The organism is Pseudomonadota bacterium, assembly GCA_022572885.1.
Classification (GTDB): domain Bacteria; phylum Pseudomonadota; class Gammaproteobacteria; order Steroidobacterales; family MnTg04; genus MnTg04.
The window spans coordinates 55,658-70,832 of the sequence record JACZVC010000005.1; the positions used below are offsets into that span (position 1 = coordinate 55,658).

18 protein-coding genes are annotated in these 15,175 nt (G+C 57.1%); 17 read left to right on the plus strand and 1 reads right to left on the minus strand.

What is annotated here, in order from left to right; translation table 11 throughout:
• Positions 1–8: 8 nt before the first annotated feature.
• Positions 9–440 carry a hypothetical protein gene (locus tag IIA05_03095; protein MCH9026086.1) on the minus strand — a complete coding sequence of 144 codons (432 nt, stop codon included), beginning with the start codon at positions 438–440 and terminating at the stop codon, positions 9–11.
• A gap of 247 nt (positions 441–687) precedes the next feature.
• On the opposite strand from IIA05_03095, the gene IIA05_03100 reads away from it, so the two are divergent.
• The 17 genes from IIA05_03100 (at position 688) to IIA05_03180 (ending at position 15,175) form a co-directional block, all read left to right on the plus strand.
• A complete protein-coding gene (locus IIA05_03100) occupies positions 688–2,745 on the plus strand; it encodes a tetratricopeptide repeat protein (protein ID MCH9026087.1) in 2,058 nt (685 codons plus the stop codon).
• A gap of 97 nt (positions 2,746–2,842) precedes the next feature.
• A complete protein-coding gene (locus IIA05_03105) occupies positions 2,843–3,526 on the plus strand; it encodes a histidine phosphatase family protein (protein ID MCH9026088.1) in 684 nt (227 codons plus the stop codon).
• A complete protein-coding gene (locus IIA05_03110; GenBank protein MCH9026089.1) occupies positions 3,523–4,731 on the plus strand; it encodes an acyl-CoA dehydrogenase family protein in 1,209 nt (402 codons plus the stop codon). The genes IIA05_03105 and IIA05_03110 overlap by 4 nt, the downstream gene beginning before the upstream one ends.
• Positions 4,732–4,743: 12 nt before the next feature.
• Entirely contained in the window at positions 4,744–5,775 is a 1,032-nt protein-coding gene (locus IIA05_03115; protein MCH9026090.1) for a phosphotransferase, read from the plus strand.
• A 101-nt stretch (positions 5,776–5,876) separates the two neighbouring features.
• Entirely contained in the window at positions 5,877–6,524 is a 648-nt protein-coding gene (ccmA, locus tag IIA05_03120; GenBank protein ID MCH9026091.1) for a cytochrome c biogenesis heme-transporting ATPase CcmA, read from the plus strand.
• Positions 6,521–7,198 (plus strand): heme exporter protein CcmB, encoded by a 678-nt coding sequence (gene ccmB / locus IIA05_03125; protein MCH9026092.1) that lies wholly within the window; start codon positions 6,521–6,523, stop codon positions 7,196–7,198. The genes ccmA and ccmB overlap by 4 nt, the downstream gene beginning before the upstream one ends.
• Positions 7,199–7,203: 5 nt before the next feature.
• Entirely contained in the window at positions 7,204–7,929 is a 726-nt protein-coding gene (locus IIA05_03130) for a heme ABC transporter permease (protein ID MCH9026093.1), read from the plus strand.
• Between the two features lie 16 nt (positions 7,930–7,945).
• Positions 7,946–8,110 (plus strand): heme exporter protein CcmD, encoded by a 165-nt coding sequence (gene ccmD / locus IIA05_03135; protein ID MCH9026094.1) that lies wholly within the window; start codon positions 7,946–7,948, stop codon positions 8,108–8,110.
• Positions 8,107–8,544, plus strand: a complete 438-nt coding sequence (ccmE, locus tag IIA05_03140) for a cytochrome c maturation protein CcmE (GenBank protein ID MCH9026095.1) — start codon at positions 8,107–8,109, stop codon at positions 8,542–8,544. Before ccmD ends, ccmE begins: the two co-directional genes overlap by 4 nt.
• Positions 8,541–10,502 carry a heme lyase CcmF/NrfE family subunit gene (locus IIA05_03145; protein MCH9026096.1) on the plus strand — a complete coding sequence of 654 codons (1,962 nt, stop codon included), beginning with the start codon at positions 8,541–8,543 and terminating at the stop codon, positions 10,500–10,502. The genes ccmE and IIA05_03145 overlap by 4 nt, the downstream gene beginning before the upstream one ends.
• The gene (locus IIA05_03150) at positions 10,499–11,032 is read left to right on the plus strand and encodes a DsbE family thiol:disulfide interchange protein (GenBank protein MCH9026097.1); all 534 of its coding nucleotides are present in this window, start codon (positions 10,499–10,501) and stop codon (positions 11,030–11,032) included. Before IIA05_03145 ends, IIA05_03150 begins: the two co-directional genes overlap by 4 nt.
• Positions 11,029–11,451, plus strand: a complete 423-nt coding sequence (locus IIA05_03155; protein ID MCH9026098.1) for a cytochrome c-type biogenesis protein CcmH — start codon at positions 11,029–11,031, stop codon at positions 11,449–11,451. Before IIA05_03150 ends, IIA05_03155 begins: the two co-directional genes overlap by 4 nt.
• Positions 11,448–12,437 carry a hypothetical protein gene (locus IIA05_03160; protein ID MCH9026099.1) on the plus strand — a complete coding sequence of 330 codons (990 nt, stop codon included), beginning with the start codon at positions 11,448–11,450 and terminating at the stop codon, positions 12,435–12,437. The genes IIA05_03155 and IIA05_03160 overlap by 4 nt, the downstream gene beginning before the upstream one ends.
• 31 nt (positions 12,438–12,468) lie before the next feature.
• Positions 12,469–12,897 carry a hypothetical protein gene (locus IIA05_03165; protein MCH9026100.1) on the plus strand — a complete coding sequence of 143 codons (429 nt, stop codon included), beginning with the start codon at positions 12,469–12,471 and terminating at the stop codon, positions 12,895–12,897.
• Complete coding sequence (locus tag IIA05_03170) at positions 12,864–13,154, plus strand: hypothetical protein (protein ID MCH9026101.1); 291 nt, start codon at positions 12,864–12,866, stop codon at positions 13,152–13,154. Before IIA05_03165 ends, IIA05_03170 begins: the two co-directional genes overlap by 34 nt.
• A 109-nt stretch (positions 13,155–13,263) precedes the next feature.
• A complete protein-coding gene (locus IIA05_03175) occupies positions 13,264–14,358 on the plus strand; it encodes a histidine kinase (GenBank protein ID MCH9026102.1) in 1,095 nt (364 codons plus the stop codon).
• A 4-nt stretch (positions 14,359–14,362) separates the two neighbouring features.
• Complete coding sequence (locus IIA05_03180) at positions 14,363–15,175, plus strand: response regulator transcription factor (GenBank protein MCH9026103.1); 813 nt, start codon at positions 14,363–14,365, stop codon at positions 15,173–15,175.

A 15,175-nucleotide genomic window follows, 5' to 3' on the forward strand; every position in this document is an offset into this window, starting at 1 on the left:
GCTCGGGTCTAATGAAAAACCACATCGACCAGTACATCGTGGATGATTTGGGTGGCAACTTCGACGAGGATAATCTTGCCACCCACAATTATGCGCTCAAACCCTCTTGGCGCCGGTGGCAGCAAGTCGATCAAGCCGACCGGGAAATGCTGTTTGGCAATTCCTGGAGGCAGGGGCTTGCCGCGTTGCAGGTTTTTAGCGATGCCTGGCGGCAGACCGCGTGGTTTCCCTTTGCCTTTGCCTTTTTTGCCGGTTGAGTGGCCATGTTTGTGGAAGTATTCGGCAATGATTTGCCGCTCAACCTCACTAAACACAGCAATGGCGATTTTTTCGGCCGTCGAAGTCCTGCTGTCAGCCCTGGTGTATTTGTCATCGGCCCGGGTCGGCGCACAGGCCAGAATGCAGATCAACACTGCAACCATGAGAGTAATGCGTAGCATTTTTTTGCCCCTGAGTTTCAATTCCTATAGAAAACAATGATTAACATAACCGCAGGGCATGGCTGCGGATGTGACTGTGGTCACACAATCCGGTCCGCGTGAGCGCCATCGAGTAAAAATGAGGCAAAACAGTAGGCTGACAAAAAAGATATCCCGGAAACAATGATTACGTGACCGAGTAATGGTGGCAGCGGTATCAGCCTTCAACTACCATCGGTTACGCGGCAACGTGAGCAACGGATGACAAATGGGGAAACCTGGCAATTTTCTGACTGAACTCAAGCGGCGAAACGTCGTTAGGGTCGCTCTGGTCTATGGCATCGTCGCCTGGCTGCTGCTGCAAGTTGTAGACATTGTCGTACCCTTGATGGGGCTGCCTGATTGGGTCGGCAAATTCTTCCTCCTGTTGATCGGTATCGGGTTCCCACTGGCGCTGATTTTCGCCTGGGCCTTCGAAATGACTCCGGATGGCCTGAAATTGGAAAAGCATGTCGATCGCAGCCAGTCGGTAACTGCTGAAACCGGCAGAAAACTCGATTTCATGATCATTGCCGTGCTGTTGTTCGCCATCGTATTGTTTGCGCTGGACAAGTTCGTCTGGGTCGATGATCAAGCGCCTGAGTCAGTCATGACCGCAGAGGAACCCGCGATTGCGAAACCGGTCAACCGCCGGTCGATCGCCGTGTTGCCTTTCGCCAGTCGCAGCGCCAACGAAGACGATCTGTATTTTGTCCAGGGCATGCATGACGATGTGTTGACCCACTTGGCGCGGATCGGCTCGCTAAAAGTGATTTCCAGGACTTCGGTCATGGAATACCGCGACACCACCAAGAATATGCGCACCATCGGCAAGGAGCTGGGGGTCGCGACGATCCTCGAAGGCGGCGTGCAAAGAGCGGGCGACCGGGTGCGTATCAACATGCAGTTGATCGATGCCGTGACCGACGAACACCTGTGGGCCGACACCTATGACCGGCAATTGACCACGGCGAATATTTTTGCGATCCAGAGCGAAATCGCCAGTGCGATTGCCGCTGCCCTGCATGCCACCTTGTCGCCGGCCGAGCAACAGGCGCTGGCTAGTGTCCCGACCGAGAATTTGCGGGCCTATGATTTTTTCCAGCGCGGTCGGGCCATCCAGCGGAATGCTGGCGGGAAAGCTCAGGAACAGCGGTTGCAACTGTTCGAACAGGCGGTGTTGCTGGATCCGGATTTTGCCCTGGCGCATGCAGCACTGGCCAGCGCGTACACGGACCGGTACTGGTTTTTTGGCCGCGACAAGTCTGACCTCGCGCTGGCCCGCACGGCGATCGACAAAGCTTTCGAACTGAATCCCGGCATGCCGGAAGCACACATCGCGTTGTCAGATTTTTATTATCATGGCTTTTTGGACTATGACCGGGCGCTCGAGCAGCTTGATATCGCGATCCCGATGGTACCGGGGAATGCGGAGGCAATTGCGATTCGCTCATTTATCCTGAGGCGGCGCGGCAAATTCGACGATTCCATTCCCGATCTGGAGCGCGCGATCGATCTGGATCCGCGTAACGCTTTGTGGTCTTTCGAAGTGGGAAACACTTATGGGCATCTGGGTCGATGGGATCGAGCTATTAGCTATTACGACAGGGCAGTTCAATTATCGCCAAATGATCCATACAACAGGCTTCTTCGGGCCTATGCGCTGATCGCTCTGGACATCGATTCTACGGCGTTGCGGGATATGATGACCGACCCGACCTTGCCCGATTCGCCGAATTTGATCCTGTCCCGGTGGGAAACGGCCATGCAAAATCGCGATCATGACCTGGCGATGGACGCGATCGAGCGCAGCGAGTCCGAGGTATTGGATATACAGAACGATTTTTTTCCTCTGGACCTCTTGCGGGGGCGGACAGAGTTTTACCTGGGCGACCGGGACAAAGCGGCCGGGTATTTCGAGTCCGCCAAAGCCGTATTGGAAAGCAAGTCCAGGGATTCACCGAACGACCCGAGAATCTTCAGTGCGCTCGGTTTGGTGCACGCGGGTCTGGGTGAGAAGCATAAGGCGCTCGAAGCGGCGCAAACCGCCTATGAATTGCTCCCCGTGAGCGTAGACGCCATGGCCGGCCCGGTTTATGTCTTCCATTACGCAATTACCTACGCGATGCTCGATCAGCACGCCGCCGCGATTGCCAAGCTGGAAGAATTGCTTTCGCGACCGAATGGCTGGAGCCTGAATCTCGTTCTGCTTTATCCGGAATTTGAAAAACTGCATGATGAACCGGCATTCGCAGCGCTCGTAGAAAAACATCGCGTCCGTGATTGACTGCTACCGGTCAATTACGATAGGAAACCGCCCTTCATAATACACCGGGTATTGACTAAGCTAGCGTACCGGCTCGCGCCACACTGATCATAAAACGATGCCTGAAATTTACCTGGTGAGACACGGCGAAACCGCGATCAACAGTACACAGTATGACCGGCTGTCGGAGCTGGGACTCGAGCAGGCCAGGTCACTGGGCCGGTATTTCTCAAAACTGAACCCTGGCTTCGACCGTGTCGTGACCGGCAGCATGCAACGCCACGTACAGACCGCCAACGCCACCGTCGAGGCAATGGCAATCAGCGTCGAAACCGAGCAACACCCGGGCCTTGATGAATATGATTTCATCGCACTATGCAGCGCGTTCGCCAGCCAGTATCCGGAAAAGGCCACCGGCCTGACCGAGACCGGCCATGTCGATGGGATCAAGGGTTTTTACAAAGTCTTGAAGCAGGCGTTGCTGGCATGGAGCAAGGATCGCCTGCAAGGGCCGTTGCCCGAATCCTGGCCGGAATTCGAGCAGCGGGTGGCCGATGCATTAAGTTTCCTGCGCCACGGCGAGCGGGTGCTCGTCATCAGTTCGGGTGGCCCGATCGCCGTGCTGACCGGCCAGGTGCTCGGCATCAGCAGCGCAATGAAAATACAGCTCAACATACAAGTAAGAAACTGCGCCTACAGCCGGTTTTTCTTCAATGACCAGACCGTGCTGCTGGATAGCTTCAACAATACCGCCCACCTGGAACCTGGTGCATTAATGCCGGTGCAGAGGACTGAAACGTGAATTTCCAAAACTCAGACAAGGTCAGCAAGCTCACGGAGCGTCTCGAGAAGTTCATGGATGCGAATATTTACCCGGTCGAGCAAAGTTACCGGCAGGCGATCCAAGCATCGGAAAATCGCTGGGTCACGCCGGCATTGATGAATGAACTCAAGGGAAAGGCCAGGCAAGAAGAGCTGTGGAATCTTTTTCTGCCAGACGATGAGTATGGCGCCGGTCTGAGTAATCTCGAGTACGCACCGCTGGCTGAGCTCATGGGAAGGGTCCTGTGGTGTTCGGAGGTTTTTAATTGCAGCGCGCCAGACACCGGCAACATGGAGGTGCTGGCTCAATACGGTAGCCAGGCACAAAAAAAGCAATGGCTGACGCCGTTGCTGAACGGGGAGATTCGTTCGGCTTTCGCCATGACCGAGCCGGCGGTCGCCTCGTCCGATGCCACCAATATCGAGTGTTCGATCGTCGCCGACGGCGATGATTACCTCATCAATGGCCGCAAGTGGTTTATCACCGGCGCCATGCACGAAAATTGCCGCATCCTGATCGTCATGGGCAAGACCGCGCCGGATAATCCGGACCGTCACCGGCAGCAATCGATGATCCTGGTGCCAATGGATACGCCCGGCGTTAAGGTGGAGCGACCGCTAACCACGCTGGGCTACGACGATCCGCCATTTGGTCACGCCGAACTGTCATTCACCGATGTGCGCGTACCGGCCGCCAACCTGATCCTGGGCGAGGGCAGGGGCTTTGAAATAGCCCAGGGGCGTCTCGGCCCCGGCCGGATTCATCACTGCATGCGGCTGGTCGGGCTTGCGCAAAGAGGCCTCGAAGCGATGTGCCGCCGCGCCGAACAACGCGTAGCGTTTGGCAAGAAACTCAGTGAACAGGGTTCGGTTCGTGAGGACATAGCGAAATCCGCCTGCGAAATAGACCAGGCGCGCCTGTTGACGCTGAAAACGGCGGACACGATGGACCGTGACGGCAACAAGGCAGCCAGGAACGAGATCGCGATGATTAAAATCATTGCGCCGGCGATGGCTTGCCGGGTACTCGACCGCGCCATCCAGATTCACGGCGCGGCCGGTCTGCACGACGACCTGTTCCTCTCGGAAGCCTATACCTATGCCAGGCAGATTCGCCTGGCGGATGGCCCCGACCAGGTACACATGAACGCATTGGGACGCTGGCTGGTCCGGGAACATAATTAGGACAGCGAAAGCATGGGCTACGAAAGAAAGCTGGTCGATGAGCAAAAACTGGCCGCTTACCTGGAAAGTCATCTCGATGGGTTCCGCGGGCCGTTGAACGCAGAAAAGTTTCCCGACGGCCAGTCAAACCCGACTTTTCGTATCGACGCCGCGTCCGGCGTTTACGTGCTGCGCCGAAAACCGCCGGGCAAACTGCTGAAATCTGCGCACGCGGTTGACCGTGAATACCGGGTTATTTCCGCCCTTGCCAACAGCGATGTTCCGGTCGCACGGGCTTATCATTTGTGCACCGACGAATCTGTTATCGGCAGCATGTTCTACCTGATGGAGTACATGGAAGGGCGCATTTTCTGGGACCCCGCGTTACCCGGACTCGACCCGGATGAAAGAGGCGCGGTCTATGAAGAAATGAGCCGGGTACTCGCGCACATTCACGCGATCGATCCGGACGCGCACGGCCTCGCTGATTTTGGCAAGCCCGGCAATTACTTCGAGCGGCAATTCGACCGCTGGAGCGGACAGTATCGTGCGTCCGAGACCGAAGGCATAGAAGACATGGAAACGCTGATGGCCTGGCTGGCCGCAAACCTGCCGCCGGACGACGGCCAAGTCTCCCTGGTGCACGGGGATTTTCGCCTGGACAACCTGATCTTCGATCCGCTCGAAGCTCAGATTATTGCCGTCGTCGACTGGGAACTATCCACGCTGGGCCACCCATTGGCGGATCTCGCTTACCAGTGCATGCAATGGCATTTCCCAAACACCGGAAAACTTCGCGGTCTGGCGGATGTCGATATCGTTACACTGGGGATACCGAACGAAGATGCGTATGTTGCTGCCTATCTCGAACAAGCAGGCATGCCGGTGGTGGAAAACTGGTCTTTTTACCTGGCGTTTTGTTTCTTCCGCCTGGCGGCGATCGTGCAGGGGGTGAAGAAAAGAGCGCTCGATGGCAACGCTTCGAACCAGGCCGCGCTGCAAATGGGCGAGTTGGTCTACCCACTGTCGGCCCTGGGTGTGAAAACCATAGCAAAGTCCCCTTGATCTGACGCAACTAAAGCAGGGGGCCGGCTGCTATAGTTAGACCGGTTCAAAAATGATGGAGCCAGGTGATGCCGGGTGCATACGGCGCTGGTGGCGAAGGAATGCTTAGCAAAGATACACAGGAAATCCCGATGCAGGCCGAGGGCCTGGAACTGTGGCGCGGTGATCGTTGCCTGTTCAGGGATTTATCCTTTGCACTGCCCGAGGGAGCAGTGCTGCATGTGTCCGGAGCCAACGGTTGCGGCAAGACCAGCCTGTTACGCGTGTTGTGCGGTCTGACCGAGCCCGAGGAGGGCGAGATACGCTGGCGCGGCCGCAACATTCGCCGTTGTCGCGATGATTTTCAGCACGCATTCGCGTGGCTGGGCCATCTGAACGGGTTCAAAGCCGAACTCAGCGCCCGGGAGAACCTGGCGTTTTCCGTTTCCCTGAGACGCGAGACAGACCCGGATGTCCGGAACGATACACTGGACCAGGTCGGTCTCGATGCTGTCGCGGATTTGCCGTGCCGGGTGCTTTCTGCGGGACAAAAAAGGCGGCTGTCGCTGGCGACGATCATGCTCAGCGCGGCACAACTCTGGATTCTCGACGAGCCATTCACCAACCTGGACGTCGAAGGGCGCGACATGATCTCCGGGATGCTCGATCGCCACTGTGCCGATGGCGGCACGGCTATCGTCGCCGCACACCAGGAACTCGGTGTCGAGCAAAGCTATCTGCAACACCTCAACATGGAGGACACAGGGTGAGCGGTCCGCTAGCGGGGTTTGGCGTGGTTTTGGCGCGCGATCTGCGGCTGGCTTTCCACCGCCCCGGCGAAATGGCCAATCCGTTGTTGTTCTTCATTTTGATTACCGCGATATTTCCACTCGGACTCAGCCCGGAACCAGAGCTGTTGCGGACGGTCGCGCCCGGCATCCTCTGGGGCGCCGCCTTGTTGTCATCGCTGCTGGCGCTCGACTTGTTGTTTAGAAGCGATTACGAAGACGGCAGCCTGGAGCAGCTGGTCCTGAGCGGCCACTCGCTGCCGGTACTGGTGCTGGCGAAAACGCTGGCCCACTGGATGGTCAGCGGGTTGCCGCTGGTACTGGTCGCTCCGTTGCTGGCCAGCGCTTTGTACCTCCCGGCGGAGGCCTGGGGAACGCTGATGCTCGGCTTGCTGCTTGGCACACCCACCCTCAGCCTGCTGGGCGCCATGGGTGCGGCGCTAACCACCGGCCTCGGGACCGGCAGCGCTCTGCTATCATTGCTGGTCTTGCCGTTGGCCACGCCGATACTGATTTTCGGCGCCAGGGGAGTCGACCTGGCGGTGCAGGGCATGGATCCGGTGGGTCCCCTGTACTTACTGGCTGCGATACTGTTTCTCGCGTTGAGTCTGTTGCCGCTGGCTATTGCCACGGCTGTGCGTATTAGTCTGGATTAAGCTTTATGTGGAAAATATTTCATCAATTTGGCTCTCCACCCCACTTTTACCGTCTGGCGGGCTACCTGATACCGTGGTTCGGCGCCACGGCGCTGGTCCTGATCCTGGTCGCGACTTATGGCGGCCTGGTGCTGGCGCCGGCCGACTACCAGCAAGGTGACGGTTTCCGGATCATTTATGTCCATGTTCCCAGCGCATCGATGTCGTTGTTCGCTTATACGCTGATGGCCGCCGCCGCCGGCATCGGGCTGATCTGGCGTATCAAGCTTGCCCATGCAATTGCCGCCGCGGCCGCACCGATCGGCGCCTCGTTTACGTTCCTGGCGCTGGCGACCGGCTCTATCTGGGGCAAGCCGATGTGGGGAACCTGGTGGGCCTGGGACGCTCGGCTGACCTCTGAACTGATCCTGCTGTTTCTGTTCCTGGGATATATGTCGCTCAGGGCGGCCTACGACGACACCGGCAAGGCAGACCGGGCCAGCGGCCTGCTCGCGGTGGTCGGCGTGGTCAACGTACCGATCATTCATTATTCGGTGGTCTGGTGGAATTCCCTGCACCAGGGGGCAACCATCATGAAGTTCGGCAAGCCCGCCATCACCGGTGACATGCTGTGGCCGTTGCTGATGATGCTCGCCGGTTTTGGCTGTTATTTCGCGACCGTCCTGATGATCCGGACGCGCAGCCAGGTATTGCAGCGCGAGCGAAATTCCCGCTGGCTTAGTGATTTATAAAGAGAGATATATCAATATGTTATCAGACTTTCTTCACATGGGAGGTTATGCGGGCTACGTCTGGAGCAGCTTTGGCCTGACCGCCGCGGTCCTCCTGATCAATCTGGCTGGCGCCAGGCGGCAGTTCAAACAAAGGCTGGCCTTCGTCCGGCGACGGGCGGCAGCCGAGGACCAGACATGAAAAAACGTTATCAAAGAGGCATCCAAGTAGCATTGGTGCTCGCCGGCGTCGGCATCGCCGTGGCGCTCATGCTCAGGGCTTTCGATGAAAATATCCTGTATTTCTATACGCCCAAGCAGGTGGTGGCGGGCGAGGCGCCCGACGGCAGGCGTTTCCGCCTTGGTGGCCTGGTAACGCTCGGCAGCATCGAGCGAGAACCTGGTTCGCTGAAAGTCAGTTTCCTGGTAACCGACAACCACAAAACGCTGCCGGTTGAATACGTGGGCGTGTTACCGGACTTGTTCCGCGACGGGCAGGGGGTAATCGCCCACGGCACCATGAACGATGGCGGTGTGTTCATCGCCGACGAAGTGCTGGCCAAACACGATGAGAATTACATGCCACCGGAAGTAGCCGAAGCGCTGAAAGAAGTGCATGGAGAAAACGAGTCGTGATACCCGAACTTGGACTGTTCGCGCTGGTTTTGACCTTCTGCCTCGCGATTATTCAGTCTTTTGCGGGGCTGGCTGGCGCATATTGGCGCAAGGCAGAATGGCTGGCGCTGGTTCGGCCCATGGCCAGCGGGCAGTTTGTGTTTGCTGCGTTGTCATTTGGCCTGCTGACCTGGTCGTTCATCGTCAACGACTTTTCCGTCGAATACGTGGCGCTCAATTCGAACACTGAGCTGCCGTTGTTCTACCGGATCGCCGCCGTCTGGGCGGCGCACGAAGGCTCGTTGCTGCTCTGGATACTGACGTTGTCTGTCTGGACCCTAGGTGTCGCGTGGGCAAGTAAGGACATGCCCGCCGTGTTTCGCGCCCGGATACTGGGCGTGCTGGGCCTGATCAACTGCGGGTTCATGCTGTTTGTCATGGCGACCTCAAACCCGTTCGTTCGACTGCTGCCCGCAGCGCTAGAGGGGCGTGACTTGAATCCGTTGTTGCAGGACCCGGCGCTGGTTATCCACCCACCAATTCTTTACGCCGGTTATGTCGGTCTCGCAGTGGCTTTTTCCTTTGCCGTTGCCGCGTTGATCGAGGGTAAAGTGACCAGCAACTGGGCGAGATGGCTCAGGCCGTGGACCCTCCTGGCATGGGCTTTTCTGACCGTCGGTGTCGCACTGGGCTCCTGGTGGGCCTATTACGAACTGGGCTGGGGCGGCTGGTGGTTCTGGGACCCGGTTGAGAATGCCTCGTTTATGCCCTGGCTGCTAGCGACCGCCCTGATTCATTCCCTGGCGGTAACGGAAAAACGCGGCTTGTTCAAGAGTTGGACGGTCCTGCTGGCGATCAGCGGTTTTTCGCTGAGCCTGCTGGGTACTTTCCTGGTGCGCTCCGGCGTATTGATATCGGTGCATGCCTTTGCCAACGACCCGGCGCGCGGCCTGTTTATCCTGATCTTTCTCGGTCTGTGTATAGGCATTGCGCTGGGTCTTTACGCGTGGCGCGCGCCCGCGTTCGGTTCAGGCGGCGGCTTCAAGGTCCTGTCGCGGGAAAGCTTCCTGCTGCTGAATAACCTGATGCTGGTGGTTGCCGCCGGCCTGATATTGATTGGCACTTTATATCCGTTGTTTATCGATGCACTGGAGATGGGAAAAATTTCGGTCGGCCCACCGTATTTCAACCTGGTGTTCCTGATCCCCACGCTGCCCATGGTGTTGTTGCTCGGCGTCGGGATGCACAGCACCTGGAAACGGGCGCGCTGGGACATGCTGTGGTTACGCCTGAAAACGCCGCTTTTGATTGCAGTGCCGGTGGCTCTGGGCATTTCCTTTGCCTGGGGCCGGCCTTCGGTCCTGACTTTCGTCGGCGTATTTGCAGGGGTCTGGGTGATTCTTTCTGCCTTGAGCGAAATACGCCAACGACAGAAAATGGGGCGCAATTTCTTTGCTCTGCCGCGCTCGGTATTAGGCATGCTGACTGCACATATCGGCCTGGGCCTGTTTGTCCTCGGTACCACGGTGACCAGCGTGTTCAGCATTGAAAAAGACCTGGCGTTGCGAGCCGGCGACGTCGTCGAAATGGCCGGCTACCAATTCAAACTGGAAACCCTGCGCAATACCGAAGGGCCAAATTTTGATGCGGTCGAAGGCGTGGTCACAATCAGGCGCGATGGCGAAGTGGTGACGACTTTGTATCCGCAGAAACGCGTGTACCGAGTACAGACCAGCCCGATGACTGAGGCCGGAATCGATGCCGGCTGGACCCGGGATTTGTTTGTCGCGCTCGGTGACGATCTGGGTAACGGCAGCTGGAGCCTCAGGATCCAGTTCAAACCGCTGGTGCGTTTTATCTGGCTGGGCGCACTGGTGATGGCATTTGGCGGCCTGCTGTCGATGAGCGATCCCCGTTACCGGAAAAAAAGGCGGGCCGAAGCGCCGGCGCCTGAATTGGCCGAAGGCGCCGCTCCATGATCCGTTTCGTCGCGCCCATCGTTATTCTTGCAATACTGGTCAGCTTTTTCTTTGTCGGTTTGCACAAAGATCCCAGCATCGTGCCCTCACCGTTGATCGGCAAGCCTGCCCCTGCTTATGAGCTACCCTTGTTGCTGAAGCCGGAGGAGACCCTGGGTACGGAAAAATTGCTCGGCCACATTTATTTGCTCAATATCTGGGGAACCTGGTGTCCCGGCTGTCGCGTCGAACATGGCGCGTTGCTGGAAATCCAGCGCCAGAATATCGTGCCGATTTACGGTCTTAATTTGAAAGACGATCCGCGCCTGGCCCGGCAATGGCTGGCGGAACTGGGCAATCCCTATGTGGCGACAATGGTTGATACCGAAGGCCGCGTCAGCATTGACTGGGGCGTTTACGGAGCTCCCGAAACCTTCCTGGTCGACCACAAAGGCATGGTCGTCCATAAGTTGATAGCGCCAATTAACATGCAAATCTGGCATGAAGATTTCCTACCGTTGATTCAACAACTCAAGGTGGCGCAGCCATGAAAAAAATGATCGCCGTTTTGTTGTTGATGCCGTTGTTATTGTTTGCCATCGATGACAGCGACATCATGGAAGATCCCGAATTACAGGCACGCTATGAGACGCTTAACCGAGAATTGCGTTGCCTGGTTTGCCAGAACCAGCCGATCTCTGACTCGAACGCACCGCTGGCAAAAGATCTGCGCCGCCAGGTCCGGGAAATGCTGCTGTCCGGTTCCAGCGATCGCGAAATTTATAGCTACATGACGGACCGCTATGGCGACTTTGTCTTGTACCGGCCGCCTTTTGCAAAGCGCACCTGGCTGTTGTGGCTGGCTCCCGGGATTTTTCTGTTGCTCGGCGGCGCCATCCTGACGCGTACGATTCGGCAAAGAGCGGCGATGCCCATCGATGATGATGAAGACGAGGATGTCGAAAAATGAGTCTTTTCTGGATTTTCGCAACGGCTTTACTGCTGGCGGTTCTTTTGCTCGCTTTTGTGCCGCTGAGACGAGTCAAGGAAAAGGGTGCGCGCCGGACGATGCTGGCCATTGTTCTGATCGTGCCGCTTGCCGCGATCTTGTTGTACCAGGCATTTTCCAATTACGATCCGGAGGCAATCCATGCCAGTGTCGATCCGGTCGAGGAAATGGTTGCCGGTCTGGAATCAAGGCTTGCCAGAGAAGGCGGCAGCGCAGACGAATGGGCCATGCTGGGCCGATCCTACGTAACCATGGGCAGGTTTCAGGAAGCCGTCCCGGTTTACGCCAGGATTAATGAAATGACCAATGGCGAAGATCCCGGGGTCTTGATCGCCTATGCCGAGTCGCTGGCTTTGAGCGACCGCGCATCGCTGAAACAACAGGGGGCTGAGCTGCTGGACAAGGCGTTGGCGATCAACCCGATGGATGCCCGTGGCCTGTGGTGGGGCGGCGTGTCGGCGATGGAGAGGGGCGACGATGAGTTGGCTACCCGGCGCTGGCAGACTTTGCTGAAACTCGACCCGCCGGCAGCGCTGGCCGAAACCGTACGGGAACAATTGTCCCGGATCGGCGTGCAGGCCCCCGCAGCGACGCAAACCCAAGGCGTCAGCATTCCGGTCGAGATCGAAATCTCCGATGAATTGGCGCAGCAGGTCAACCCCAATATGGTCCTGTACTTGTTTGCCCGTACCCCCGGCGAGGCGGGGGGGCCCCCGCTGGCGGTAGTCCGGCACGTCGCGGGCGATTTGCCGCTGAGCGTCGAACTGAGTCAGCAAAATGTCATGCTTGCCAATACGGTATTGGCGGACCACCAGGAATTGAGGCTGGTCGCCCGCATCTCGAAATCGGGTAGTCCGGGCGCGCAACCAGGCGACTTTTTCGGTGAGGTTTTTTATCGTACGGGCACCGGCGCCGTCGATTTGTTGATAGACCAGGTGGTGCCCTGAGCGAGCGAAACCCGGTCAGGCAAACAGCACGATGAGCGACATACAACTGACTTTCAACAGCATGCCATCGGTGGTGGCCATTTACCCGAGGCTGTTGATGGGCTCAAAGCCTGCGCTGGTCCCGGACGGAGCTTCCGTTCCGGCCATCGAGGCGCGCATGGATATCGTATCGACCCGGCCCGACAAAATCGCCGCTTACAACAAGGTCTGCGGGTTTTCGGATGGCGATTACCTGCCGATTACCTATCCGCACGTGCTGGCCATGCCGCTGCATCTCCAGATACTCTCGCACGAAGCGTTTCCCGCGCGCGTGATGGGCCTGGTGCATATCGAAAATACCATTAGCCGTTATGGTCCGATTCCGACAAGCCGGGTACCACCAGTAGCGGATGGAACGCACCCGCGGGCATCGGGCGGCAATACGCGATGGTATCCGGCGACATCAACCCCATTCACCTGAGCAGCCCAACGGCTCGCCTGCTGGGCTTCCCGGCGGCGATCGCTCACGGCATGTGGTCGTTGGCCAGATCGCTGGCTGAAATCGGCGAGGAGTCGCTCGGACCGCAGGTTCGGGTTGCGAGCAATTTCAAGTTACCGATCCTGTTGCCGGCCTGGTTAACTTTTCTCAGCCGCTCGGACGAGCAGGGCGCGCGTTTCCTGCTGGCTGATCATGCCGGCCAAAAACCGCACCTGAGTGGTCTTTGCGCGAAACTCTGACGCTGGCCGGGACCAGTGGTGAAATCTGCGGGCCCAGCCGAGCAACATGCGCAAACTATTGTTTATAATGAGATTCTCGTATTAATCGATCGCCTCGACTGGAGCCGTGTTGCATACTCGATTTTTCCGGCTGCAAGACTTGCTGAATAACAATGAGCGTTTGTTCTGGTTTCTGCATTCGGTGGGCTGGCTGGCTTACGCCCTGGCGAATATTCTCGGCGCACTGGAGCTGGAGCGGACCGTATCCTACAACCTGGTCATCCTGACCAGCACGGTCAGCGGGTTTATGCTTTCGCTTGCGCTGCGTTACTGGAATCGCTTTCTGTGGACCAAATTACCGGTTTGGCAAGTCGTTGGCGCGACCGGGATGTCCTTTTTGCTGGCCCTGCCGTGGACATGGCTGCGCAACGAGTTTCTCTGGTACACCTACAAAATCTGGTATGAGCCGCAGTCCCTCGGCGATTATATCAGCGGCGTTACCGGCTCCAGCTACGTGTTGCTTTGCTGGAGCGGACTTTATTTCGGGATCAAGTATTACCAGGTACTGCAACTGCAAATCAGGCGTTCCCTGGCATCGGCCGCCGCCGCGCACGAAGCGCAGTTAAAAATGCTGCGTTACCAACTCAATCCACACTTCCTGTTCAATACGCTGAATTCGATATCCACGCTGATACTCGAAAAACAAATCGAGGCAGCCAACCGGTCGGTGACCCGCCTGAGCGAGTTCCTGAGATACACGCTGGATAACGACCCGATGAAAAAGGTCACGCTCGCGGAGGAGATTCGTGCGCTCGATCTTTACCTGAGCATCGAAAAAGTCCGTTTCAACGACAGGCTGCGGCTTGATTATGAGATCGCAAGAGAAACCGAAAACGCGTTGGTGCCCAGTATGATACTTCAGCCGTTGATCGAAAACGCACTCAAATATGCTATAGCACCGAGGGTTGGCGGTGGTTCGATTGGTGTGAGAACCCGACTCGAAGGACAAACAGTGGTTATCATTGTCGAAGACGATGGCCCCGGTATCGATATGGATAAAACAAAGACCGATGGCGAACGCGATGGTGTCGGCCTGGCCAATACCCGGGAACGCCTGAACCAGATTTATGGCACCGACCACAATTTCGTGTGCCATAACCGAGAATCAGGCGGTTTGGAGATTACGATTTCCATACCACTGGAAACTGATTTGGCGGCAGGATAATGAGATGAATATCAAAACCCTACTCGTCGATGACGAAGACCTCGCTCGCCGGGGCCTGAAGATCAGGCTGAAAGATGTGCCGGATATAGAAATTATTGGCGAAGCAGCGCATGGCGAAGAAGCCCTACGAATGGTCGATGAGCTCAAACCCGACTTGATGTTTCTGGATATCCAGATGCCGGGGATGAACGGCTTCGACGTCCTGAAAGCACTTGCCCACAAACGCATGCCGATGATCGTGTTCGTTACCGCTTATGATGAATATGCAGTCCGTGCTTTTGATGCCCACGCAATCGATTATCTGCTAAAACCCATCGACGAGAACCGCCTCGAAGAGGCCTTGTCGCATATTCGCGAGCAATGGGAGCAACGCGAGGCGGTGCAGCACCGCACGCGTTTGCTCGAAATCGTTGCGGAGATGTCTGGCGAGGATTGCGTCAGTCTCGATGAGATCATCGAAAAAGGCCGCGATGCAGTCGGCCAGAAATACCTGAGTAAATTGCCGATCAAGGACGGGCGCATCACCGTGCGAGTCGAAGTCCGCGATATCAACTGGATCGACGCCGCCGGCGATTACATGTGCGTGCATGCCAATGGCGTGACCCACATTCTTCGGGGAACCATGAAAAAGCTCGAAGATTGCCTCGACCCGAAATTTTTTCAGCGCATTCACCGCTCTACGATCGTCAATATCGACCGTGTCAAGGAAGTGCGCTCGCACATGAACGGCGAGTATTTCTTATCCCTGGATAATGGCGTCGAGTTAAAACTGTCACGGCACTACAAGGAAAAAATCAAATATTTCGTCGGCGCCTGA

Excerpts from the sequence above, each read along its gene's own strand:
- IIA05_03130 (MCH9026093.1), top strand. The coding sequence starts at position 7,204 with ATGTGGAAAATATTTCATCAATTTGGCTCTCCACCCCACTTTTACCGT.
- IIA05_03155 (MCH9026098.1), top strand. The coding sequence starts at position 11,029 with ATGAAAAAAATGATCGCCGTTTTGTTGTTGATGCCGTTGTTATTGTTT.
- ccmA (MCH9026091.1), top strand. The coding sequence starts at position 5,877 with ATGCTTAGCAAAGATACACAGGAAATCCCGATGCAGGCCGAGGGCCTG.
- IIA05_03100 (MCH9026087.1), top strand. The coding sequence starts at position 688 with ATGGGGAAACCTGGCAATTTTCTGACTGAACTCAAGCGGCGAAACGTC.
- IIA05_03150 (MCH9026097.1), top strand. The coding sequence starts at position 10,499 with ATGATCCGTTTCGTCGCGCCCATCGTTATTCTTGCAATACTGGTCAGC.
- IIA05_03180 (MCH9026103.1), top strand. The coding sequence starts at position 14,363 with ATGAATATCAAAACCCTACTCGTCGATGACGAAGACCTCGCTCGCCGG.
- IIA05_03165 (MCH9026100.1), top strand. The coding sequence starts at position 12,469 with ATGAGCGACATACAACTGACTTTCAACAGCATGCCATCGGTGGTGGCC.
- IIA05_03170 (MCH9026101.1), top strand. The coding sequence starts at position 12,864 with ATGGTATCCGGCGACATCAACCCCATTCACCTGAGCAGCCCAACGGCT.
- IIA05_03095 (MCH9026086.1), bottom strand. The coding sequence starts at position 440 with ATGCTACGCATTACTCTCATGGTTGCAGTGTTGATCTGCATTCTGGCC.
- ccmD (MCH9026094.1), top strand. The coding sequence starts at position 7,946 with ATGTTATCAGACTTTCTTCACATGGGAGGTTATGCGGGCTACGTCTGG.
- ccmE (MCH9026095.1), top strand. The coding sequence starts at position 8,107 with ATGAAAAAACGTTATCAAAGAGGCATCCAAGTAGCATTGGTGCTCGCC.
- IIA05_03115 (MCH9026090.1), top strand. The coding sequence starts at position 4,744 with ATGGGCTACGAAAGAAAGCTGGTCGATGAGCAAAAACTGGCCGCTTAC.
- IIA05_03160 (MCH9026099.1), top strand. The coding sequence starts at position 11,448 with ATGAGTCTTTTCTGGATTTTCGCAACGGCTTTACTGCTGGCGGTTCTT.
- IIA05_03105 (MCH9026088.1), top strand. The coding sequence starts at position 2,843 with ATGCCTGAAATTTACCTGGTGAGACACGGCGAAACCGCGATCAACAGT.